Annotated in this window: 15 protein-coding genes and 2 pseudogenes; 4 read left to right on the top strand and 13 right to left on the bottom strand. The window is 40.1% G+C overall.

Going from position 1 to position 17730, the window contains the following annotated elements; all coding sequences use genetic code 11:
• Nucleotides 1–4: 4 nt before the first annotated feature.
• The gene (locus IQ19_RS04035) at nt 5–655 is read right to left on the bottom strand and encodes an alpha/beta hydrolase (RefSeq protein ID WP_242020898.1); all 651 of its coding nucleotides are present in this window, start codon (nt 653–655) and stop codon (nt 5–7) included.
• Nucleotides 656–886: 231 nt separating this feature from the next.
• Here IQ19_RS04035 and IQ19_RS04030 point away from each other — a divergent pair, with 231 nt between their 5' ends.
• Together IQ19_RS04030 and IQ19_RS29255 are read left to right on the top strand one after the other, a co-directional pair.
• Complete coding sequence (locus tag IQ19_RS04030) at nt 887–1426, top strand: helix-turn-helix domain-containing protein (protein ID WP_144541122.1); 540 nt, start codon at nt 887–889, stop codon at nt 1424–1426.
• Nucleotides 1427–1542: 116 nt separating this feature from the next.
• Nucleotides 1543–1746, top strand: coding sequence for a phosphodiester glycosidase family protein (locus tag IQ19_RS29255; RefSeq protein ID WP_144541120.1), 204 nt, complete (start codon nt 1543–1545; stop codon nt 1744–1746).
• A 557-nt stretch (nt 1747–2303) separates the two neighbouring features.
• Here the strand turns inward: IQ19_RS29255 and IQ19_RS04020 are convergent.
• The 12 genes and pseudogenes from IQ19_RS04020 to IQ19_RS03965 form a co-directional block, all read right to left on the bottom strand.
• The gene (locus IQ19_RS04020) at nt 2304–3353 is read right to left on the bottom strand and encodes a LacI family DNA-binding transcriptional regulator (protein ID WP_144540138.1); all 1050 of its coding nucleotides are present in this window, start codon (nt 3351–3353) and stop codon (nt 2304–2306) included.
• Nucleotides 3354–3391: 38 nt separating this feature from the next.
• Nucleotides 3392–5515, bottom strand: a complete 2124-nt coding sequence (locus IQ19_RS04015; protein WP_144541118.1) for an ADP-ribosylglycohydrolase family protein — start codon at nt 5513–5515, stop codon at nt 3392–3394.
• A 30-nt stretch (nt 5516–5545) separates the two neighbouring features.
• Nucleotides 5546–6694 carry an ADP-ribosylglycohydrolase family protein gene (locus IQ19_RS04010; RefSeq protein ID WP_144540136.1) on the bottom strand — a complete coding sequence of 383 codons (1149 nt, stop codon included), beginning with the start codon at nt 6692–6694 and terminating at the stop codon, nt 5546–5548.
• Nucleotides 6695–6768: 74 nt separating this feature from the next.
• Nucleotides 6769–7659 (bottom strand): carbohydrate ABC transporter permease, encoded by an 891-nt coding sequence (locus IQ19_RS04005; protein WP_144540134.1) that lies wholly within the window; start codon nt 7657–7659, stop codon nt 6769–6771.
• Nucleotides 7660–7670: 11 nt separating this feature from the next.
• Nucleotides 7671–8570, bottom strand: coding sequence for an ABC transporter permease (locus IQ19_RS04000; protein WP_144540132.1), 900 nt, complete (start codon nt 8568–8570; stop codon nt 7671–7673).
• On the bottom strand, nt 8542–9468 hold the full coding sequence (gene rbsK / locus IQ19_RS03995; RefSeq protein ID WP_144540130.1) for a ribokinase: 927 nt from the start codon (nt 9466–9468) through the stop codon (nt 8542–8544). Before rbsK ends, IQ19_RS04000 begins: the two co-directional genes overlap by 29 nt.
• Nucleotides 9469–9478: 10 nt before the next feature.
• On the bottom strand, nt 9479–9790 hold the full coding sequence (locus IQ19_RS03990; RefSeq protein WP_144540128.1) for a DUF4387 domain-containing protein: 312 nt from the start codon (nt 9788–9790) through the stop codon (nt 9479–9481).
• A gap of 12 nt (nt 9791–9802) precedes the next feature.
• Nucleotides 9803–11161, bottom strand: coding sequence for an acyclic terpene utilization AtuA family protein (locus tag IQ19_RS03985; RefSeq protein ID WP_144540126.1), 1359 nt, complete (start codon nt 11159–11161; stop codon nt 9803–9805).
• Between the two features lie 293 nt (nt 11162–11454).
• A complete protein-coding gene (locus IQ19_RS03980; RefSeq protein WP_144540124.1) occupies nt 11455–12495 on the bottom strand; it encodes an ADP-ribosylglycohydrolase family protein in 1041 nt (346 codons plus the stop codon).
• Nucleotides 12495–13487: an ADP-ribosylglycohydrolase family protein gene (locus IQ19_RS03975; protein WP_144540122.1), complete on the bottom strand. Its 993-nt coding sequence runs from the start codon at nt 13485–13487 to the stop codon at nt 12495–12497. The genes IQ19_RS03980 and IQ19_RS03975 overlap by 1 nt, the downstream gene beginning before the upstream one ends.
• Before the next feature lie 71 nt (nt 13488–13558).
• The gene (locus IQ19_RS03970; protein WP_144540120.1) at nt 13559–15037 is read right to left on the bottom strand and encodes an extracellular solute-binding protein; all 1479 of its coding nucleotides are present in this window, start codon (nt 15035–15037) and stop codon (nt 13559–13561) included.
• Between the two features lie 388 nt (nt 15038–15425).
• Nucleotides 15426–16894 (bottom strand): annotated as a pseudogene (locus IQ19_RS03965) (IS1182 family transposase); the annotation flags it as partial.
• A gap of 155 nt (nt 16895–17049) precedes the next feature.
• Here IQ19_RS03965 and IQ19_RS03960 point away from each other — a divergent pair.
• Nucleotides 17050–17385: a hypothetical protein gene (locus IQ19_RS03960; protein WP_144540118.1), complete on the top strand. Its 336-nt coding sequence runs from the start codon at nt 17050–17052 to the stop codon at nt 17383–17385.
• Between the two features lie 170 nt (nt 17386–17555).
• Nucleotides 17556–17730, top strand: a pseudogene (locus tag IQ19_RS28390) (IS21 family transposase); the annotation flags it as partial.

The raw sequence follows: 17730 nt of genomic DNA, 5'->3' as shown, positions 1-17730 counted from the left end.
ATTTTTAGGATTGATCTAAATTGTCCAAAATCCATTTCATAAAATCCTGCTGGTTCTTTAGTGAAACGATATGTCCTTCAGAATAAGCTTTAAGAGTTACTTGTGCACCTAATCCACGAAAAAACTCGCTGCTTTCAACTCCCCATTCATACGGCAGAACGTTGTCCAATTCGCCGTGAGAAATAAACAAAGAAAGCTCTTCAACAGGTTTTATCCTGTATTCATCTTTGACGAATTCTGGTATATATCCGCTGAGCGCAACAATCCCTTTGATTCGATTCCCCAGTGTAAGGCCAAGCGTCATCGATACAATGGCTCCCTGACTAAATCCAAGTAAATAGAAGCGGTCTTGATCGAGTGGATATCGTTCAGCTGCATAATCAATAAAGTCAGTAAGCTGTTGGATTCCATGATCAAATGCTTCCCGGTGCGGTTTGCCATAGCCTTGTATCGTAAAATAGGCAAATCCCGGCGGCTGAGATAAAGGGCCGCGAACACTAAATATATAAAACTTATCTTCTAACCCGGCGACCAGCGGCAGCATATTTTGTTCATTACTGCCCATTCCATGCATAACAAAAATAGCAGGATAGGTTTTATTGGGGTCAACCTCAGATGGTTTGCGAAGTTCATAAATCATAGATGAATCCAACATATATCATCCCTTCTTTATTTTTATCCTAAAGAAATTACTTATAGTTTTAACTTATACAGAAACAATATTCTTATTAGAAAACAAGGAGTCAAAAAAAGAAACTTCATTCAAATGTATTCTAATGTGAATAAATGTTACTTAAAAGATAACAATAGTGACTGTAGAAAGTCAATAGTTTTTTTGCTAATATATAAATATGTTTCTTAAAAGAAAACATCTGAGGTGATTAAACTGGATATTGGAACAAAAATTCGAGCCATACGAAACAGAAAAAAAATTACGATTGCCCAAATGTGTGATGGAACAGGTCTGTCAAAAGGGTTTATAAGCAATGTTGAAAACAACAATACCTCCCCTTCTATTAATACATTAAGTACCATTGCAGAGTTTCTAGGGGTTCCTCTCCCCTATTTGCTGTTAGAAAAGAAACAGCATATGCGTGTCGTACGCAAAGATGAAAGAACCAATTCTTCTTTTCATAACTTAAAGATTGAGCACTTGGCCTCAAAGGGCGGACTTAGAACCATGATCGTTGAATTTCCCCCGGGAGCCTCCATCGGAGAACCAAATTCACACGAAGGGGAAGAGTGTCATTTAGTATTGGAAGGGAAAATTCTGGCTGAGCAAGGAGAGGACTCTTTTATTGTAGAAGAAGGGGATTCCTTTAGCTGGAACGCCAGTGTCCCACACTTCGTCAAAAATATTGGAGATGGCAAAGCAGTCGTCTTCATCTCGATTTATTCTGATACTGAATTGAAAGATGTATTATAGAAGTCCATTATCATTTTCGTTTCTTACCTTAACCGATTTTAAAAAAGTATGGAAGCAGCACCCTTGTTACACATTAAGTAACGCTATGGCAGAAGGATTCCACGGGGAAGAAAACCCTGAATTCTAACCGATTTGGAGAACGCCGCAACCCAAGAACCCTTGCTGGAGTAAAAGCGGATGGAACCCTCCTTTTCGTAACAATAGATGGACGGGCTCCGGGGCTGAGTGTCGGTGCTAACTTTGAAGAGAGCGCCAGAATCATGAAATCGCTTGGTGCAGTCGATGCCTCAACCTTGACGGCGGCGTCTCCTCTTCTGTGACAGTCGGCAATACACTGGTCACAAGACCATCTGACCAAACAGGTGAACGGGATTGCGGATGCGATCCTTTTGCTTCCATAGGATGAAGGTAATTTAATCAAACGTTTGATTGAAAAAAACAGTTTTAATTAAGAGAGTCAGCAGCTAGATTTGCTGGCTTTTTTTTTTGAGTATTGGATTATCACTTCTATTCGTCTTCTCATTCTAAATGCGCATGGGGCCAAATTTCTGATTTCCTTGTATATGTGGGGCATGCCCACAGACTAGAAAGACTAAACTTTAAGCTTAACTCAGCAAGTACGTTTACGTATCAAGCACGGTTTGGCACACTGTACCTGTCCCCTTGTCCCACATTTTAAAGAGGAATGTTTCTGGATTGAACAACCCAAAACGGAAGAGGAGCTTAAAGCAGCTATTGGGAATATTTATTATCATGAACGTTGCCAATTAAAATTAAACAAGCTGGCACCTGTAGAAAATAGGCACCAGCTTGCGGCTTAATATTCTCTTATCTCTGTCTACCTTTTTGATTCAGTCCACAGGCCCCTTCTTAAAATTCACCTATATTTCCCAAACCCAAGTGTAGATTGTCTTGTAACAAGACGAATATCCAGCGAGGTTTCATCCAGGATCGATTTATCGTTCTCTAATCCCTCAATTTTACGAATAAGTTTGTTAGTGGATACGACCCCGATGTCATAAATTGGCTGTTCAACCGTACTAATTTCCGGTTCTACCATTTCGGTTAGCTTGATTCCGTCAAAGCCGATTATGGCGATTTCCTGTGGGACTTGGTAGCCCATTAGCTTAAGAGCTTTGAGACTCCCGATTGCCATTAAATCATTGCCTAAGAATATTCCATCGACATCCTTATGCTGGTTCATAAGGAGTTGTGTCAGCAGCTTGCCGCTTTCTAGCGTAAAGTCTCCTTCATAAACAATGACCGTATCCTCCGGTGATGATTTTCCATCCCCAACGGCCCTATCAGTGACTGTCTCCACATATCCTCGTTTTCGTTCAGAAGATGGAGGGTACGACTTCGGCCCGCTGATATGAGCAATCTTCTTGCAGCCTACCTCAATCAAGTGTTCAACCGCCAATTTTGCACCTTTATAGTTATCCAATCCAATCGAGTCAAAGGTGTTATTTTCAGCTGCCCGGTCAATTCTTACAAACGGTATTTTTAACTTTTCAATAGCCTTTATGACCTTTTCACTCATTTCAAACGATGCCAGAATAAAACCATCGACATATCGGTTTTGAAGCTGAGTCCAAAAGTGATTATCGTCCATATCTCCGACTTGCGTATTTACTAATATGATGCTATATCCCTTTGATTTCGCCACTTCTTCAATTGCCACGACGAGTTCAGGAAAAAATGGGTTTGTAATATCAGGGATAATCAGAGCAATCGTCCGGGTTTTCTTTTTCGCCAATCCTCTTGCGATTTCATTTGGATGATAGTTTAGGCGCTCCATCACTTCCCGAATCTTCATCTCCGCTTTTTGACTGATATATCCATTATTATTTAAATACCTGGATACTGTTGCTACGGATACGCCTGCTTCCTTTGCAACATCTCGAATCGTTGTTTGTTTCTCTCTCAATAAAATTCTCCTTTAAAAGGAATTTTCTGTTTTTAGAGCTATTCGTTCGTTTCTTTTACATGGAAACGATGGACTCTTGTTTCCCCTTTTTCAAGCAGGCCTAAGCCAATCATGCCATATGCATTATCCAGGCCATCGAAATCCAGGACAAGCTCTCCATTGATTTCGATCTGAACAGCAGTTCCCTTGCTGACAGCTTTAAAATTATATATAGTTTCAGGACTCCATCCATATGATACTGTCTTTAAACGCTTAAAACCAAAGTTATTCTCTATTAATGAAATCTGATTGTTACCATCAAAACCTGCCCAATAGTAGCGTTCTGTTCCAATAGCTCTAAGAATAACCCCGTGGCTTTTACCAGAAGCAGGCTGCAAGCTTATTTCCAGTTCAAGGTCACGTCCATAATAGTTCCCTGTAAAGGAAGAAGTATCTTCCTCCTCTGCAGCAGCCTTCATGAAACCATCCTCCAGTGTCCATTCACCACGGTGGTGAGCAAAAGGTGTTACACATTTAAATTCCACGGCTTGTTTGGCAAAATCGATGGTGTAATCTGCATTTCCAAAGATTCGGAACTCGCCGATGTAAAACTTTCCAAATGAACGGTTATCTGCAGGAGAAGGGCTCTCGACTATAAAACCAACCTCGTCTATCAATGCACCATCAGTTTCTGGTATCACAAATTCAATATCAAGCCACTGCTGATGGCTTAATGTAACGGGGTCCAGCTTTAAGTCTTCCTTTGTAAAACTATTGCGGATGTAAGGAGTCAAATAAACATCGGCCCCGCCTTGCCATTTATCCATAAACACCTTTGCAGAAACCTTTTGCCCGCTGTATGCAGTAGGTGCAAAAGTCGGCTTATATTTTTCATCGTTGAACTCTTCACGGCAATAAAATGGCTTGTAAAATACTTTACTGGAATCGCCTTCTATAAATCTGTCAAAAAGAACGGACAATGAACCCCGTGCTGTCTCAACCCCTACATCACCACATGGGCGCAGCAGCGTCTTAAAGCTATTATTCGTCTTAAAGCCATGAGTTGCTCCCGGCAAGGTAAAATCCAAGTAAACCTCACCATTTCGGACGCTTTCCATTAATCGCTGAGGAGCTTCCAGCCCATTCACTTGATAGCCAAGAACGGCAAGCTCCTTACAGAAGGTTGGGATATCCAGTACATTCAAGTAGCCAGACACGCTGGATGTGGCGATCATATCGTTGATTGGCATACTATAATGACCTGGAATACCATCAAGACCGGCGAAAACCCCTGCGATGGTTCCAACATTGCCTGCATTGCAATCCGTATCCCAGCTGCACATGGTCGCGATTTCAACGGTTCGAGCCAAATCTCCCTTTCCATACAATAGGGCCAGGGCACATACTCCGGCATTCGGGATGATATGGCATACTCCAGTGTACTTATCATAACCCCACTCTTTTTCTAAATACTGACGGCACTTCCGGAAAGCCTCTTCCTCAGGCTGCTTCTGATAAAAATCGATCACAGCTTTCACGACAGCATAATAAGTGGAATCTTTTGGAATCACGGACAATCCTGCTTCGATAATATCATCAATATTTTTAGCTGAAAAGGCTTTGGAAATACACGCTGCCATAAAACGCGCACCATACAGGCCATTTTTATCATGAGACACACTTGCCGCTATCTCTGCATAATCAGCTGCCTTTTGAATATTATTTGGGAACAGCAATCCCCATGTATCGATAAATATCTGCCCGCCAATCTGCTCAGCCATAATGATGCCATTGACTTCAGCCGAACCTGACTGTGGTGCAGGAATGCCTTTTTTAAGATTCAAATACGCCGTATGCTCTGTGCTGATCTGGTCTCCACCCCACCAAAACATGCCGATTCCTTCACGCGAATAGTTTAACCACGCTCTTGCAACATCCTGGGGTGTCAGCTCCCGCCCGCGTGCGTCATCCATTAATGCCCGGATAAAATAAACCGGACCATTTGCATCATCATCTGCAGAAAAGGTTTTATAATCCTTCACATACCCCCTGATATCACCATGAATTTCCTGTATTTTTTCATATGACCATTCATTTGGCTCCAGTGGTGCACCAAGCCGGATTCCAACATTCATTCCTAAGAAACCGGCATACACCCTTTCTAAATAGTTTTCAGGCAACAATTTTCTCAACTCCTGGTCCCCAAAGTTCTTTTATAGAATGCTTTTTCTTTTTCCATTTAGCTGCAGGTCTTGCTCAATAATCAGCTTAGCAGTTTCTGAAAATTGGTCAGCTGCCTGGATTAAATTCATTTTGTTTGTTTCCTGTAAAAGCTCAACATCCTCAGAACGAATAACACTAACTCCGTACATGGCACCTAAAATAACACCGGCCATTACCCCGATGGAATCTGTATCACGGCCAGAGTTAATGCCATCTAATATGGATCCGTAATAATCTCCATCGTTTAACACCATAAACGCCAGTGCCATCGGCAGCTCTTCAATGGAGAAAAGCCTGTTTGGCGTATAGTGATTGGAAGGAACACCAACCTTCTCAATTTTACGGTGAACATCGTCTTTCATTGGCGAATACTTTTCGATCACACTTTGGAATGAAGCAATGACTGTATCCATATCCGCCTTTTCAGAACGTAATTTCTTAGCAGCTTCGGTTAAATCACGAATCGCATTCTTTGTTCCATCCTTAGCAAAATGGAGGGCTGTTTCAACAATTTCATCAACTGTCACATTTTCTTCAAACGCCTTTGCCACACAAGCTGCCAGCACCCCTGCCGCTTCCAGTCCGTAGCTGCTTTGATGTCCCATCGCAAACAAAATTGCTTCATCATAGGCAGCCTTCGGATTTCCGGCATTGACAATTCCAACAGGTGCAATATACATCGCAGCCCCGCAGTTGATCATATTGCCAATTCCCCCTTCACGCGGCTCACAATTGGCTAATACATGACGCATGAAAATATATTTTTCCGGGTAGAATAGACGGTCAATAATGAGTGCTTCTCTGCCAAACTCAGGGATATACGTTTTTCTGAAAGCTATTTCCTTCACAAATTCGTTCCCCATGTCATATGCATCTATATGTCTTTTTTCTTTGTTATAGACGTTGATGAGAGCAACAGTCATAAGGGTATCGTCAGTAACTGTGCCGTTGCCCCTTTTCCTGCCTAAATTCATATCAGCAGGATAATCTTCCTTGTACCATTTGGTACGGAGTGTCTCCACTCTCTTATACATTTTTTTAATCTCTTCATAACTTAATTTTTCAACAGGTGCTCCCATTGCATCCCCTAGTGCCGTGGATATAACAACACCTCTAACTCGCTCTTTAAAAGTAACCATATGAAGAACTCCCTTTTTTCTACACATTTCGCTTTTGTGTATTTATTCATCTATTCCACATAGTGTGCTAAAGATCAGTCTTTGACTCCACCCTCAAATGCACCCTTCGCATAGTACTTTAGAATCAACGGATAAATCAGCAGTAAAGGTACAACCGAGATGATAATCGTTCCTGCTTGCAGCGAAGCAAAATCAAGGGTTGCTATTTGATCATAGGATAGAAAATTTTGCGCTCCTAATAGGGATGTGTTATCACGTTCTACTACAAATTGCCGAAGAACAAGCTGAAGCGGCCATTTGCCGGTGTCCGTTAAGTAGATCGTCGCCCGGAAGTATTCGTTCCAGTGATACACTCCATAAAAAAGACCCATGGTTGCCAAAGCGGGCTTTGATAAGGGCAGCATAATTTTGGTGAAGATACGGAAGTGCCCAGCCCCATCCATACGGGCTGCTTCCAAAATACTTTCAGGAACATCCTCAAAAAATCTCATCATGATAAACAAGTAAAAGATATTGATTGTCTTATATAGGATGAGGGACGCATACGTATCCAGCAATCCCAGATTTTTCACCAGTAAGTATTCAGGAATCAATCCTGGTTCAAATACCATGATGACAATTAAGAAAATCATTACAAAATTTCGCCCTGGAAACTTCGTTCTTGCCAGCACATAGGCAGTCATTGCCGTAAGCAATAGATTTACGGCTGTACCCACAATTGTTATAAATAGAGTATTAAAAATACTTTTTATAATTAGCGGGTTTGATAATAAAATTTTATAGTTAATGAGTGAAAAGCCTTCAGGTATGATTCCCAGGCCGCTTAGCTTATGAACCTTGAGAGGATCTGATAACGACATTGCTAGTAAGTGAAGAAGCGGAACTAGCACTGTTAATGAAATTAAAAACAAAATGCTGTAAATAATAACCGTTGAAATACTCCATTTTTTTAATTTATTTATCATCGTCCCACCTCCTACCAAACGCCTTTACCGGTAAAGCGTTTTGAAATAAAATGCGTACTTAAGATTAAGACAACCCCAATCACACCTTTGAAAAGGCTCGCTGCCGTTGCATAAGCATATTGACCGTTTAAGAGACCGATTCGATACACATACGTATCTAAAATGTCGATGACGCTGATGACAGAATTGTTCATCATATTAAAGACCTGGTCAAAACCGGCATTCATGAAAAATCCCAGATTTAAAATAAAGACTGTCATGATTGTTGAAGTTAAAGACGGCAGCGTAATGTATCTCATTTGCTGTATTTTAGATGCTCCGTCAATTTTGGCCGCTTCATAGAGAGAAGGACTTATTTTTAGTATGGCTGCCAAGTAAATAATGGAATCCCATCCTGCACTGCGCCATATTTCCTGGAACACCAATACCCAGCGGATATGGTCCTTACTTGTCATAAAATCAAGTGATGGCATGTTGAAGAAGCTGCGAATCACGTTAACTCCGCCATCTTCAGGATTCAGAAATGCGATCCAGATCCCCGCAATAATAACCCATGATAAAAAGTGAGGAAGATACACAATGGACTGTACATATTTTCTAAACTTCCCGACTCTTACCTCATTGATCAATAATGATAAAATAATCGGGATTGGAAAGAAGAATACGATCTTCATCACGCTAATAATGATGGTATTTTTTAATACATCCAAAAAGGCTGGGGAGCTAAATAGAATCTTAAAATGCTTCCATCCGACCCAAACATTATCACCGATAATCCGGTAATCCTGAAATGCCAGCTTCATTCCGATTAATGGAACGACGTGGAAGATCGAAAAATAAAGGAGGGCTGGAAAAAGCATAAGGTAGAGGACCCAGCTTGATTTAATTTGCTTCAGTATGCCCTTTTTCATCTTTATACTCCTTTTCCTTTACAAATTGAGTCACATCATTTCGCTTGGGCATTCCCGTCTGGGCACCCTTTTTAGTGACCGATATCCCAGCTGCTATGTTGCCAAAACGTATGCTCGCTTCCAGGCAGTTACCTTCTGCAATAGCAACAGCGAAAGCTCCTGAAAAGGTGTCTCCAGCTCCCGTTGTATCAACCGGAATCACTTTAATGGAAGGAACTAATCTAATTTCTTTTCCATCAAAGAAACGTACTCCCTCTGACCCGCATGTAATGATTAATTTATTCGGATACTTTTTAAGCAGTTCTTCCATTGAATCGTTCGTGTTAAACACCAGTTTGTACTCGTGTTCATTTGGTGTGATATAGGTCACCTTGTTAATCAGATCTTGACTGAGTGTTTGTGCCGGCGCCGGGTTAATAATAATCGTTTTTCCATGTTCATATAGAAGCGGAACCAGATACTCTATCATGTCTAAAGGTGTCTCGAGCTGAAATACGATTACATCGTAGTTCAAAAGCTCTGATGCAGCGTTTTTTACATAGTCAATGTTGGTATGTGTATTTGCACCTGGTACCACAATGATGCGATTTTCACTTTGACAAAGCTCAATAAACGCAGCTCCTGTAGGCAATCCTTTTACAGATTGAAGATTCACAAGATTGATGTTCTCCTTTTCCAGCTTCTTGATAATCATATCGCTGTTCTCATCATCACCAACCGATCCGAATAAGGACACATCACCGCCAAGACGGGCAGCTGCCACAGCTTGATTGGCCCCCTTGCCGCCAATGGATAAAAAGAAATTCTCACCCAGGACGGTTTCTCCTAATTTAGGCAGTACCTCGCTTTCAATAAAATAATCCATATTGATACTTCCAACAACGGCTATTCTCTGCATGTTCATCATCCTAATCAATCAGTATATTCATTAACGGTGCATGCTGCTGTGCCCCATATACATCCCGGTCTCCGACTGTTCCAGAGGAGATATCTCTTAAAATCGTAATCTTAATTCCAAGTGCCTGATCATAGAAAACAAGATGATCAATCTGTTCCGCTGTGAGATTATACAGCTCGCAAATGGTTTGTTCATTGATTTTCCCTGAATTCTTAACTCGCTCATAAACTTCCTTGGAATCAAATAAAATATCGAATGTCAGCTCAAACGGTCCTGCATTTTTACTTCGCAGTACTTTAGCTAGTTCAAATAAAGCAGCCATGTTTTCATCCCCTTACAAATACTCAATAACAAATGGATTTTCAGTGATTTCCATTAGGTGATAGAGAGAAAACTCATACACAGGCCCAAACTCTACATCACTTGGTGCAAATGGAAAGGCTAAATTTCCAGCTGTAGATTTCCGATTCTCATATCCGTAATGAAGAAATGTCGATCTTACACTCGAGCAAATACTGTTTGCAAGTTCCTGTGTCTTGGCAACCACTTCAAACATAACACCAATCTCATGTCCCTGGAATGGTGCGCATTCTTTTGAACCGAGCACCCCATTTTTTCCATAATTATAGAAGTGGATAGAATAATCCTCTTCCGGGATGTCCTCGTAATAATCCCTTACCTGCTCCACCACAAGCTCTTCTATATCTTCGATCTTTTCTACTAAAATCGGGTCACGGACACCTGCGATGACAAAGGTTCTATAGGCAACCTTTCGTGCACCTTCAAGCTTGATGAAATATTGATCATTTTTTAGCAGTTTACTATTCTTAACCTCGACAACACCGTCACCTACTTGTATAAACTCACATTGACTAAGATCAAGGATGATGCCTGGTCCATGTAAAATATATGGATGTTCTTTTTCGTAAAAAGTATGAGCACTCACACTAATCGGCGAACATTTGCGTATTGGATTCAAGGATTGAACAGTGAAGGAATCCTCCTTTAATGTTCCAACGATGCAATCCTTCGTTGTACCTGGTTCAGCACATAGCGCCCCGCATTCTAAAATTTTCCCAAGATGATAAGCCAGCCCTGGATCTTTGCCGTGGTAAATTCCAACTGCCGCAAATGGCGATGGATCATATGCTCTTCCACAGACAACAATGTCTGCTCCGTTTTCAAGAGCCTCCAAAATGGGCTCGTGTCCCATCTGAGCAACAATGTTGTTTGTTTCTTGGATGACTTCATCTGTAAGAGCTGGAATGTTTGGCGTTAGAGGGTTAATTCGGCCCTCATGGTTTGCTTTTATGATTTCCTCCTGTGTAAAGTCGGACCAAATCACGGCAATTCTAGCGTTTAAGCTGCGTTCATCCAGGATTTCTTTAATAATATCCAGCGTCCACTCCATATGCGGCTTGGCACCGGCTCCGCCAGCAGACCCTATAACAATGGGAATGTCACGGGGAACACCCTTTTTAATAATGATATCCAAATCCTTTTTGGTTGCCCGGCGGCTCACAATCGCGACACCCGCACCAAGTTTATGCGGACCTGCATCAGTCGATCCTGCATCCACAACAATTCCATGAACCTTTTGATTGTACTCAAAGGCCCTGTTAAAAGACTCTTCCGGAAACCCATATCCTAATATTCCGCACGGAGAAACAATTCGTACATCACTGCTAGTCATATTATTAACCTCTTTTTATTTGTCTGTTTTCTTATTGATAAAACGCTTGATATGTAACCGGTTACATATTTTCTCAAAAAAATAAGGTTATAAAAACCAAAGGACATGTAACCGGTTACACATTGTATATCCTTATGGTACCGTTTAACGCCATTCCCTGTCAACCTATTATTATCTCAATATTTAGGTTTCTATCGCAAATATCTTAATGGCTATTGTTAAAGATAAAATGGCACGATTATTTTTCCCTTTCTTAGGATGAATCGTGCATCTATCTTTAAAATCCTTAGAAGTTATGCATTTTCATAGCTGGCCAACCTGGCAGCAACCTCTTTCAGTGACGTCCCCTGTAGACTTGGAATACAAATTCCTTTTATTTCATCTAATGTTTCCTTCCAAGTTTCCGGGACTGCACCTGCTCCCTGTGAAGCTCCAGATAAAGCGCCTACCATTGCAGGCATACTATCGGACTGTTTCGGCAGTAAAGATGCCAGCTGAATTCCTTTTTGCAGGTCTCCTTCTGTACTTAGGAAAATCGCATAAGCTACTGCGAGTGTTTCAGGTGCAATGTTAGCATAGTTATAGACCGCATTGACTACTCGCTTTTGCCATAGCGGTATGGCTGCAAATCCGTCACCCTGGGTTTCTTCGAGTACATTTAGGGCAATATCCATTTTTCTGCGAATCCAGGTATTCTCCGGTACGTATTTTAATCCTTCTTCCACTATTTCTTGAGGGGAAGCACCTGATAGAGCCACAGCTATACTGGCAGCCATCGCCTGGGCTGCATATACACCGTCTTCAGCATTTGTGATAGAAGCCATTTTTTGTGCTGCACTTGCAGCTTTTTCAGGCTGATTTTTATAGATAAGACCGATTGGAACCGCACGTGAAACAGAGCCATCATCATAGTGATGCGGATTGTCATTCCCAGATGCCGGTGGAAGGATTCCTTTTTTGATGTTTTCAATAGAAGCTCTCTCACTTACTCCGCTCCAAATTTCCTGCTCAGGTTCTACTATATATTGCATCCAGCCATGAAGTAATTTTTCTTCCGTAATTTCTTTCCCGCAATCCAAAATCATTTGGGCAGCGATGATTGCAAATTCTGTATCATCTGTTCCGCAGAAATCTAAAATTTTCTCACTCAAGGCATGTGTGAAGGGCAATGAAATTTTATTAATCCGATGCCGGTCCGTAATTTGGCTAAAGCTCCATAAACGATTTCTCCTCTTAGGGGGAAGTACGAGCGATCTATGATACATCGCAGCAAAGCCTGCCGAATCACCCATTGCCATACCAAGAAGGGAACCGTAAATTTTATCATGTGACATTACTCTTTTCCTCCTATGATTGCGTTTGTTAAATCTCTGGCAACATCACGGACATCTATCCCTTTCATGGCCAAAACACAGCGGCCGCGGATAATATTAATCCGGTCCTGCCAATCAGCTGGTACAGCATCTGCACCATGTAATGCTCCTGCCATTGCACCATTCATAGCCGCAATTGTATCAGAATCTCTTCCAATATTGACTCCGCCAAGGATAGCAGGAATATACTCACCCTTCGCTGCTGCAAAAACACCATATGCGAGCGGAATTGCTTCCGGTCCCATATCGGCCCAAGGATAGTAGAATATGGAGATCCTATTGTAGAGCTCTTCCAAGGCATCTTGAACATTCGTATATTTTGTGCCAATTTCTACAGCCTCGCTGATTTTCCGATATGTCCAGGAATCCTTGGGTATGTGGTTCATCCCTGTTTCAATTACTTTTTGCCAATCGTTTCCCCTCATGGCATAAGCAACGCTGGCCGCTACAGCTTGACCGCAATATACTCCATCCCGGTCGTGGCTGACTCTTGCTTCAATCTCAGCTAATCTGGCCGCTTCTTCCGGATCTCCTGCACAATAAATGCCAATCGGAGAAATTCTCATGGCAACCCCGTCACTCCACATTTGATGATTATCGACACCCGTGGCAGGGGCAGCCAGCCCTTTTCGAAGATTAAAGATAGCCTCTACTTCACTAAAGCCGCCGCCTTTAAAGCCGCCTTCCTGAGAAACAAGATATTTAGTCCATTCTCTTGTCATATCCTCATAGTTTAATTTGTTACCATAGTTTAAGATGATTTTTGCTGTCAGCATGGTGTATTCGGTATCATCTGTTCCAACTGGATCATCATTGACAAAGTTATTGATCCAGCCATATTTTTCCCGGATTTCTTCCAAAGCCAAGCCTTCGGTTGGAGCTCCCAATGCGTCACCCACTGATAATCCTATTAAACAGCCATATACACGCTTATACCATTGTTCGAAATCCAAATGAGATCCCCCTATGCTAAAGTTTCCTAAAAAAACAGTGGAGAACGGAGTCTCCACTATTTTTTTTAGTATTATCTTAAATTTTTATTTGCAAGTTCTGTAATCTGTTCTCCGCCTGCTTCGTTCCACTCTTTAACGAATTTATCGAAATCAGAGATTGGACGCTTGCCAGTAATGATGTCCGTTGTAAATTCCATATACAGGTTTTGCATAGCATCCCAGTTAGCTACATATTCTTCCGGGATTATGAAGCTATTGTCTTCTGCATAAAACTCTTCAGCTGATTGAAGTGATTTTTCCGCAGATTCACTTAATAATGGTGTAGATTCATCTACTGGAGTGGCCGGCGTATAATCAGCTGGCTCCCAGAATCTAGCAAACCATTCACTGTAATATTTATCAGTAAGCTGAAGTTTTCCATCCACTACGTTATAATGATCACCTTCGAATCCAAAGCGGTCGATCATTTGTCCTTCAGGGCTTGCCATATAATCCAGAATTTTGAATACAAGATCCTTGTTCTCAGAATTAGCTGAGATCGCAATCCCTCTTGACTCTTTTGTAACGTCCGTAGCACCAAATCCTTGATACTCGCCCTTCGCAGGCGGCAGCATGACTAGTGAAGCTTCTTCTCCGCTTACTTGAACCATTTTGCCTTCATAAATATCGATTACCTTACCAGCTGTACCTGGGATGATCGCAGCATCTCCATCAAAGAATGCTTTTTCTTTCGTATCCCATTGCTTTGTTAAGTATTGAGGATCTAATAGTCCTTCTTTATATAGCTTATTATAGAATTCAAGTTTTTCTTTTTGCTGCTTTGAAACTCTTGCGTATTCAAAAGAGCCATCTTCTTTTTGCAGCCAAGTTTTATCGATCCCAAAAGCCATATCAAACATATAGTCAATTTCTGCTATGTCACCGGCAACTGTAATGGCATATTTAGGTTTATCGCCGCCTGGCTGTTTTTCAACTAATTCTTTGAAAAATGCATAGTAATTGTCCACAGTTGGATCTTCCATTAGAGCTTTAGAAGTTTCCATTTGGTTAAACCAGTCTCCTCTAATGACAGGAACTTTAGGAGCAAGTGGTTTAATCCATAGCAGATAAGGATAATTTTCAAGTCTTTTTTCGTTAAATGGCTGAACGATATCCTTAAGATATTTTGAATCCTTGATATATGGTCTTAAATTCTCTAATAAACCCTGTTCTGCCATGGCTTGATCCCCGCCTTGGAAATAAATCATATCAGGAATATCGCCGCTATTGAGCAGTAAGTTTAACTTCTCAGCGTAGTTACCTTGCGGGAGGTCAACTAATTCAAAATTCACTTTAATATTTTCATCTTCAAGGAGCCCTTTTTCAATCGCATCGTAATATTTTTCTGAAACAGGGTTAGAGCTGTTATCGTCCTTCATTACCACACGGATTGTTGTCGCTCCCCCTTTTTCTTTTTTATCTTCCTGACCTGCTTCTTCTTTGTTTGTACAAGCTGCCAGTAAACCTAAAACCAAAATCAAGCTTAATAGTGCTAAAAAAGATTTTTTCATTACTTTTCCCCCTAAAAACTTTTTTATATTCTAATTGAATCAATGAATAACCGCTCTCCCCCTTGCCATTCATCAGTTTTGTATAAAGGCTAACTATCGAAATTTACGATAATGTGTAACCGGTTACATAAATGACTATAAAAGATTGATCCTAACAATCCTTAATTAGAAGACGTTGTTAGAACGCGATAACCAACTTAATTACACACCATTATGTAACCGGTTACATATTATATTCCCTTTTAGGATAATTGAAAGTAGTTCTAAAGTCAACTACCAATTAAAAAAATTCAAATTATTTTGGAGGTACCAATAACATAAACACGGGGACGGTTCGAGGCCACTGATAAAGTCCACTTTTTTGTTCTTGATTTCGGTGAAGAAAACTTATTATTTTTGAATATGTAAAAAAAAACAAGTATAAATGAAATGAATGAGAATTTTGAGAGGATAGTAGGCTTGCTATCCTCTTTAAATTCACTGCTAATGCAGTTAACTTGGCTTGTAAAGCCATGCTTTTTAGACCGTACCCCCTGGCACGATCTAATCCGTGGAAATTCTTCATCTCACCATTTTTCCATTCTTGGCAAGCGCGTTTCCGATATTTTTCTTTAAATTCTTCGGTCTTCTGCTCCTGGCTGTATCCATAGAACTCAGGTGTATTAATGCTTATTTCCAGGATTTTTCCAACTCTTTTTTCCTTAATACAATTCTCTCTTAATGGACAATTTCTACATTGTTCTTTTTCAAAGGAATACTTATAGTAATCTTTTCCTCGCTTATCTTTATAGTATTTTTTACTTTCTGTTTTATTTCCTAGAACGCAAAACCACTCATCCGAACCTTTATTGTATTTAAATTGGTCCTCATCAATTCTATAAGCCATTGCACTTATAGGTATGTAAGGTTTTGCCTTTATTTCGTTGATATTATCTAATATGGGTTTTTTAAAATAAGCTTTGTCCCCATAGACTTCCTTAATGACTACTCCCGTTTTCATCGTTAATTTAATTAACTCATGGAACTGCGTTCCATCTACATAAGCTCCATCGTTTACCCTTAATGCAGTATAATTCTGTCTTCAGTGGTAATGATATATTCCGTTTTATAACCAAAAAAGTGTGCGGTTTTGCTTTTGTGTCCCACTCTGGCATCTTGATCTACAATGGAACGAACGCCTTTTTGTTCAATGAATTTTGGGTCTTGTAGAATTTCTTTTGCATTTTCCAATACCTTTTTAGTTTTGGGTGCTTGTTCTATTTCTACATTTTCTTTCACACTTTTAATCGTTTCTTCTATAAAATCCTTCATCACAGCTTTAGCTTCTTTATGATTTTCAATTTCCTTATACTCTGGAATTTCTTGATTAATTGTATCTGGTACTTCTTCGATTTCTTCATTTATTGTTTTGAAAGTCTTTTTTGCCAGATGTTTTAAAAGTATTTGCTTCCGTATGCGTATTATCAATCCTTACACCTTCGCCCTTGATTATTCCTTTTTTTACACACTGATTGATTATTTGAATGATGATTTCATCAATCCTGATCTCATTTTCTTCTAATTTATTCTTTCTAAATTTTGTTAAAAGACTAGGGTGAGGTAGTGCATCTTCTGGATTAATGTCTAGAAAATACATGTATGCAAGATTTAAAGAGGCGTCTTCAATTACGCGTTCATCTGATAAATTATAGAGGTATTGGAGAACTAATAGTTTCACCATTAGCTCAGGCTCTTTAGCAGGTCTTCCATAGTATTTACTATATGTATTAGCTAGCAGCTCATTAATAAATGATTTTCAGGTATTTTAAAGTATAATAAAGAATAGATGCTTAATTGCATATCTTTGTCTTTAAGCATAATAAAAACCTCCAGTTTGGTGATAGTTTCTAGTCAATTCTATTATACCAAATCTGGGGGTTTTTCTTTTTTCATTATATTCCATTTAATTGGAAGTGTTTTTCAGTGGCCTCGAACCGTCCCCATGTTTCCATAAAAAAGGAGGGCAATACAGAATGGAATTCAAATTTGGGAACGGTGCTATTGTTTTACCCCCTTTACACATTACGATTATCGCAATAATTATTATTTTCTTTTTAGTAAGGTGGAGCAAGCAATTAGAAACACGACGTTTTACGGTTTTCTTTTACTTTCTGATTAGTACATACATTGCTCCAATTTTTTCTAGCAGTACAAAAGAAGGTGTCTTTCAGCTATGGATTCCCTTGGGATTTATAGTAGTTTTCTTTTACTTGTTTCGCAGCAAAAGAAACCATCCATCTAAAATGAAAGCGAGTATTTTAGGACTTTGCATAGCATTATATCAGTTAATTCTTCAATATGTCGGGTAGTTTTTGGTATTCCACGAACGTGTTTATGGCATCATAAAAATGTAGGTTATGGCATTTAATTTGTGCAGGCCCCGAGGGGCCTGCACAAATTAAAAAAGGCCACTTGTCAACATTCCCAAATACACATACACTTCCTGTTGGGTACAAAACGTGCAGGAGGTATTAAGGAGATGTTGGCTGTGGCCGAGATTAATTATATCAGACATGAAGTTAACTTTAAAGGCTGCGGATATTCCAGTGTGGCTAAAAAAATGGGGAGAGATCCCAGAACCGTTAAGAAGTATGCAGAGATGGAGGACTTCAACGAAAAACCTAAAAAGAAACTAACTAGGACTGCTCCTGTGA

It is taken from the genome of Cytobacillus oceanisediminis (assembly GCF_007830235.1).
Taxonomy (GTDB): domain Bacteria; phylum Bacillota; class Bacilli; order Bacillales; family Cytobacillaceae; genus Cytobacillus; species Cytobacillus oceanisediminis.
The sequence above is the reverse complement of the archived record's forward strand: the minus strand, read 5'-3'. Positions and strand labels throughout refer to the sequence as shown.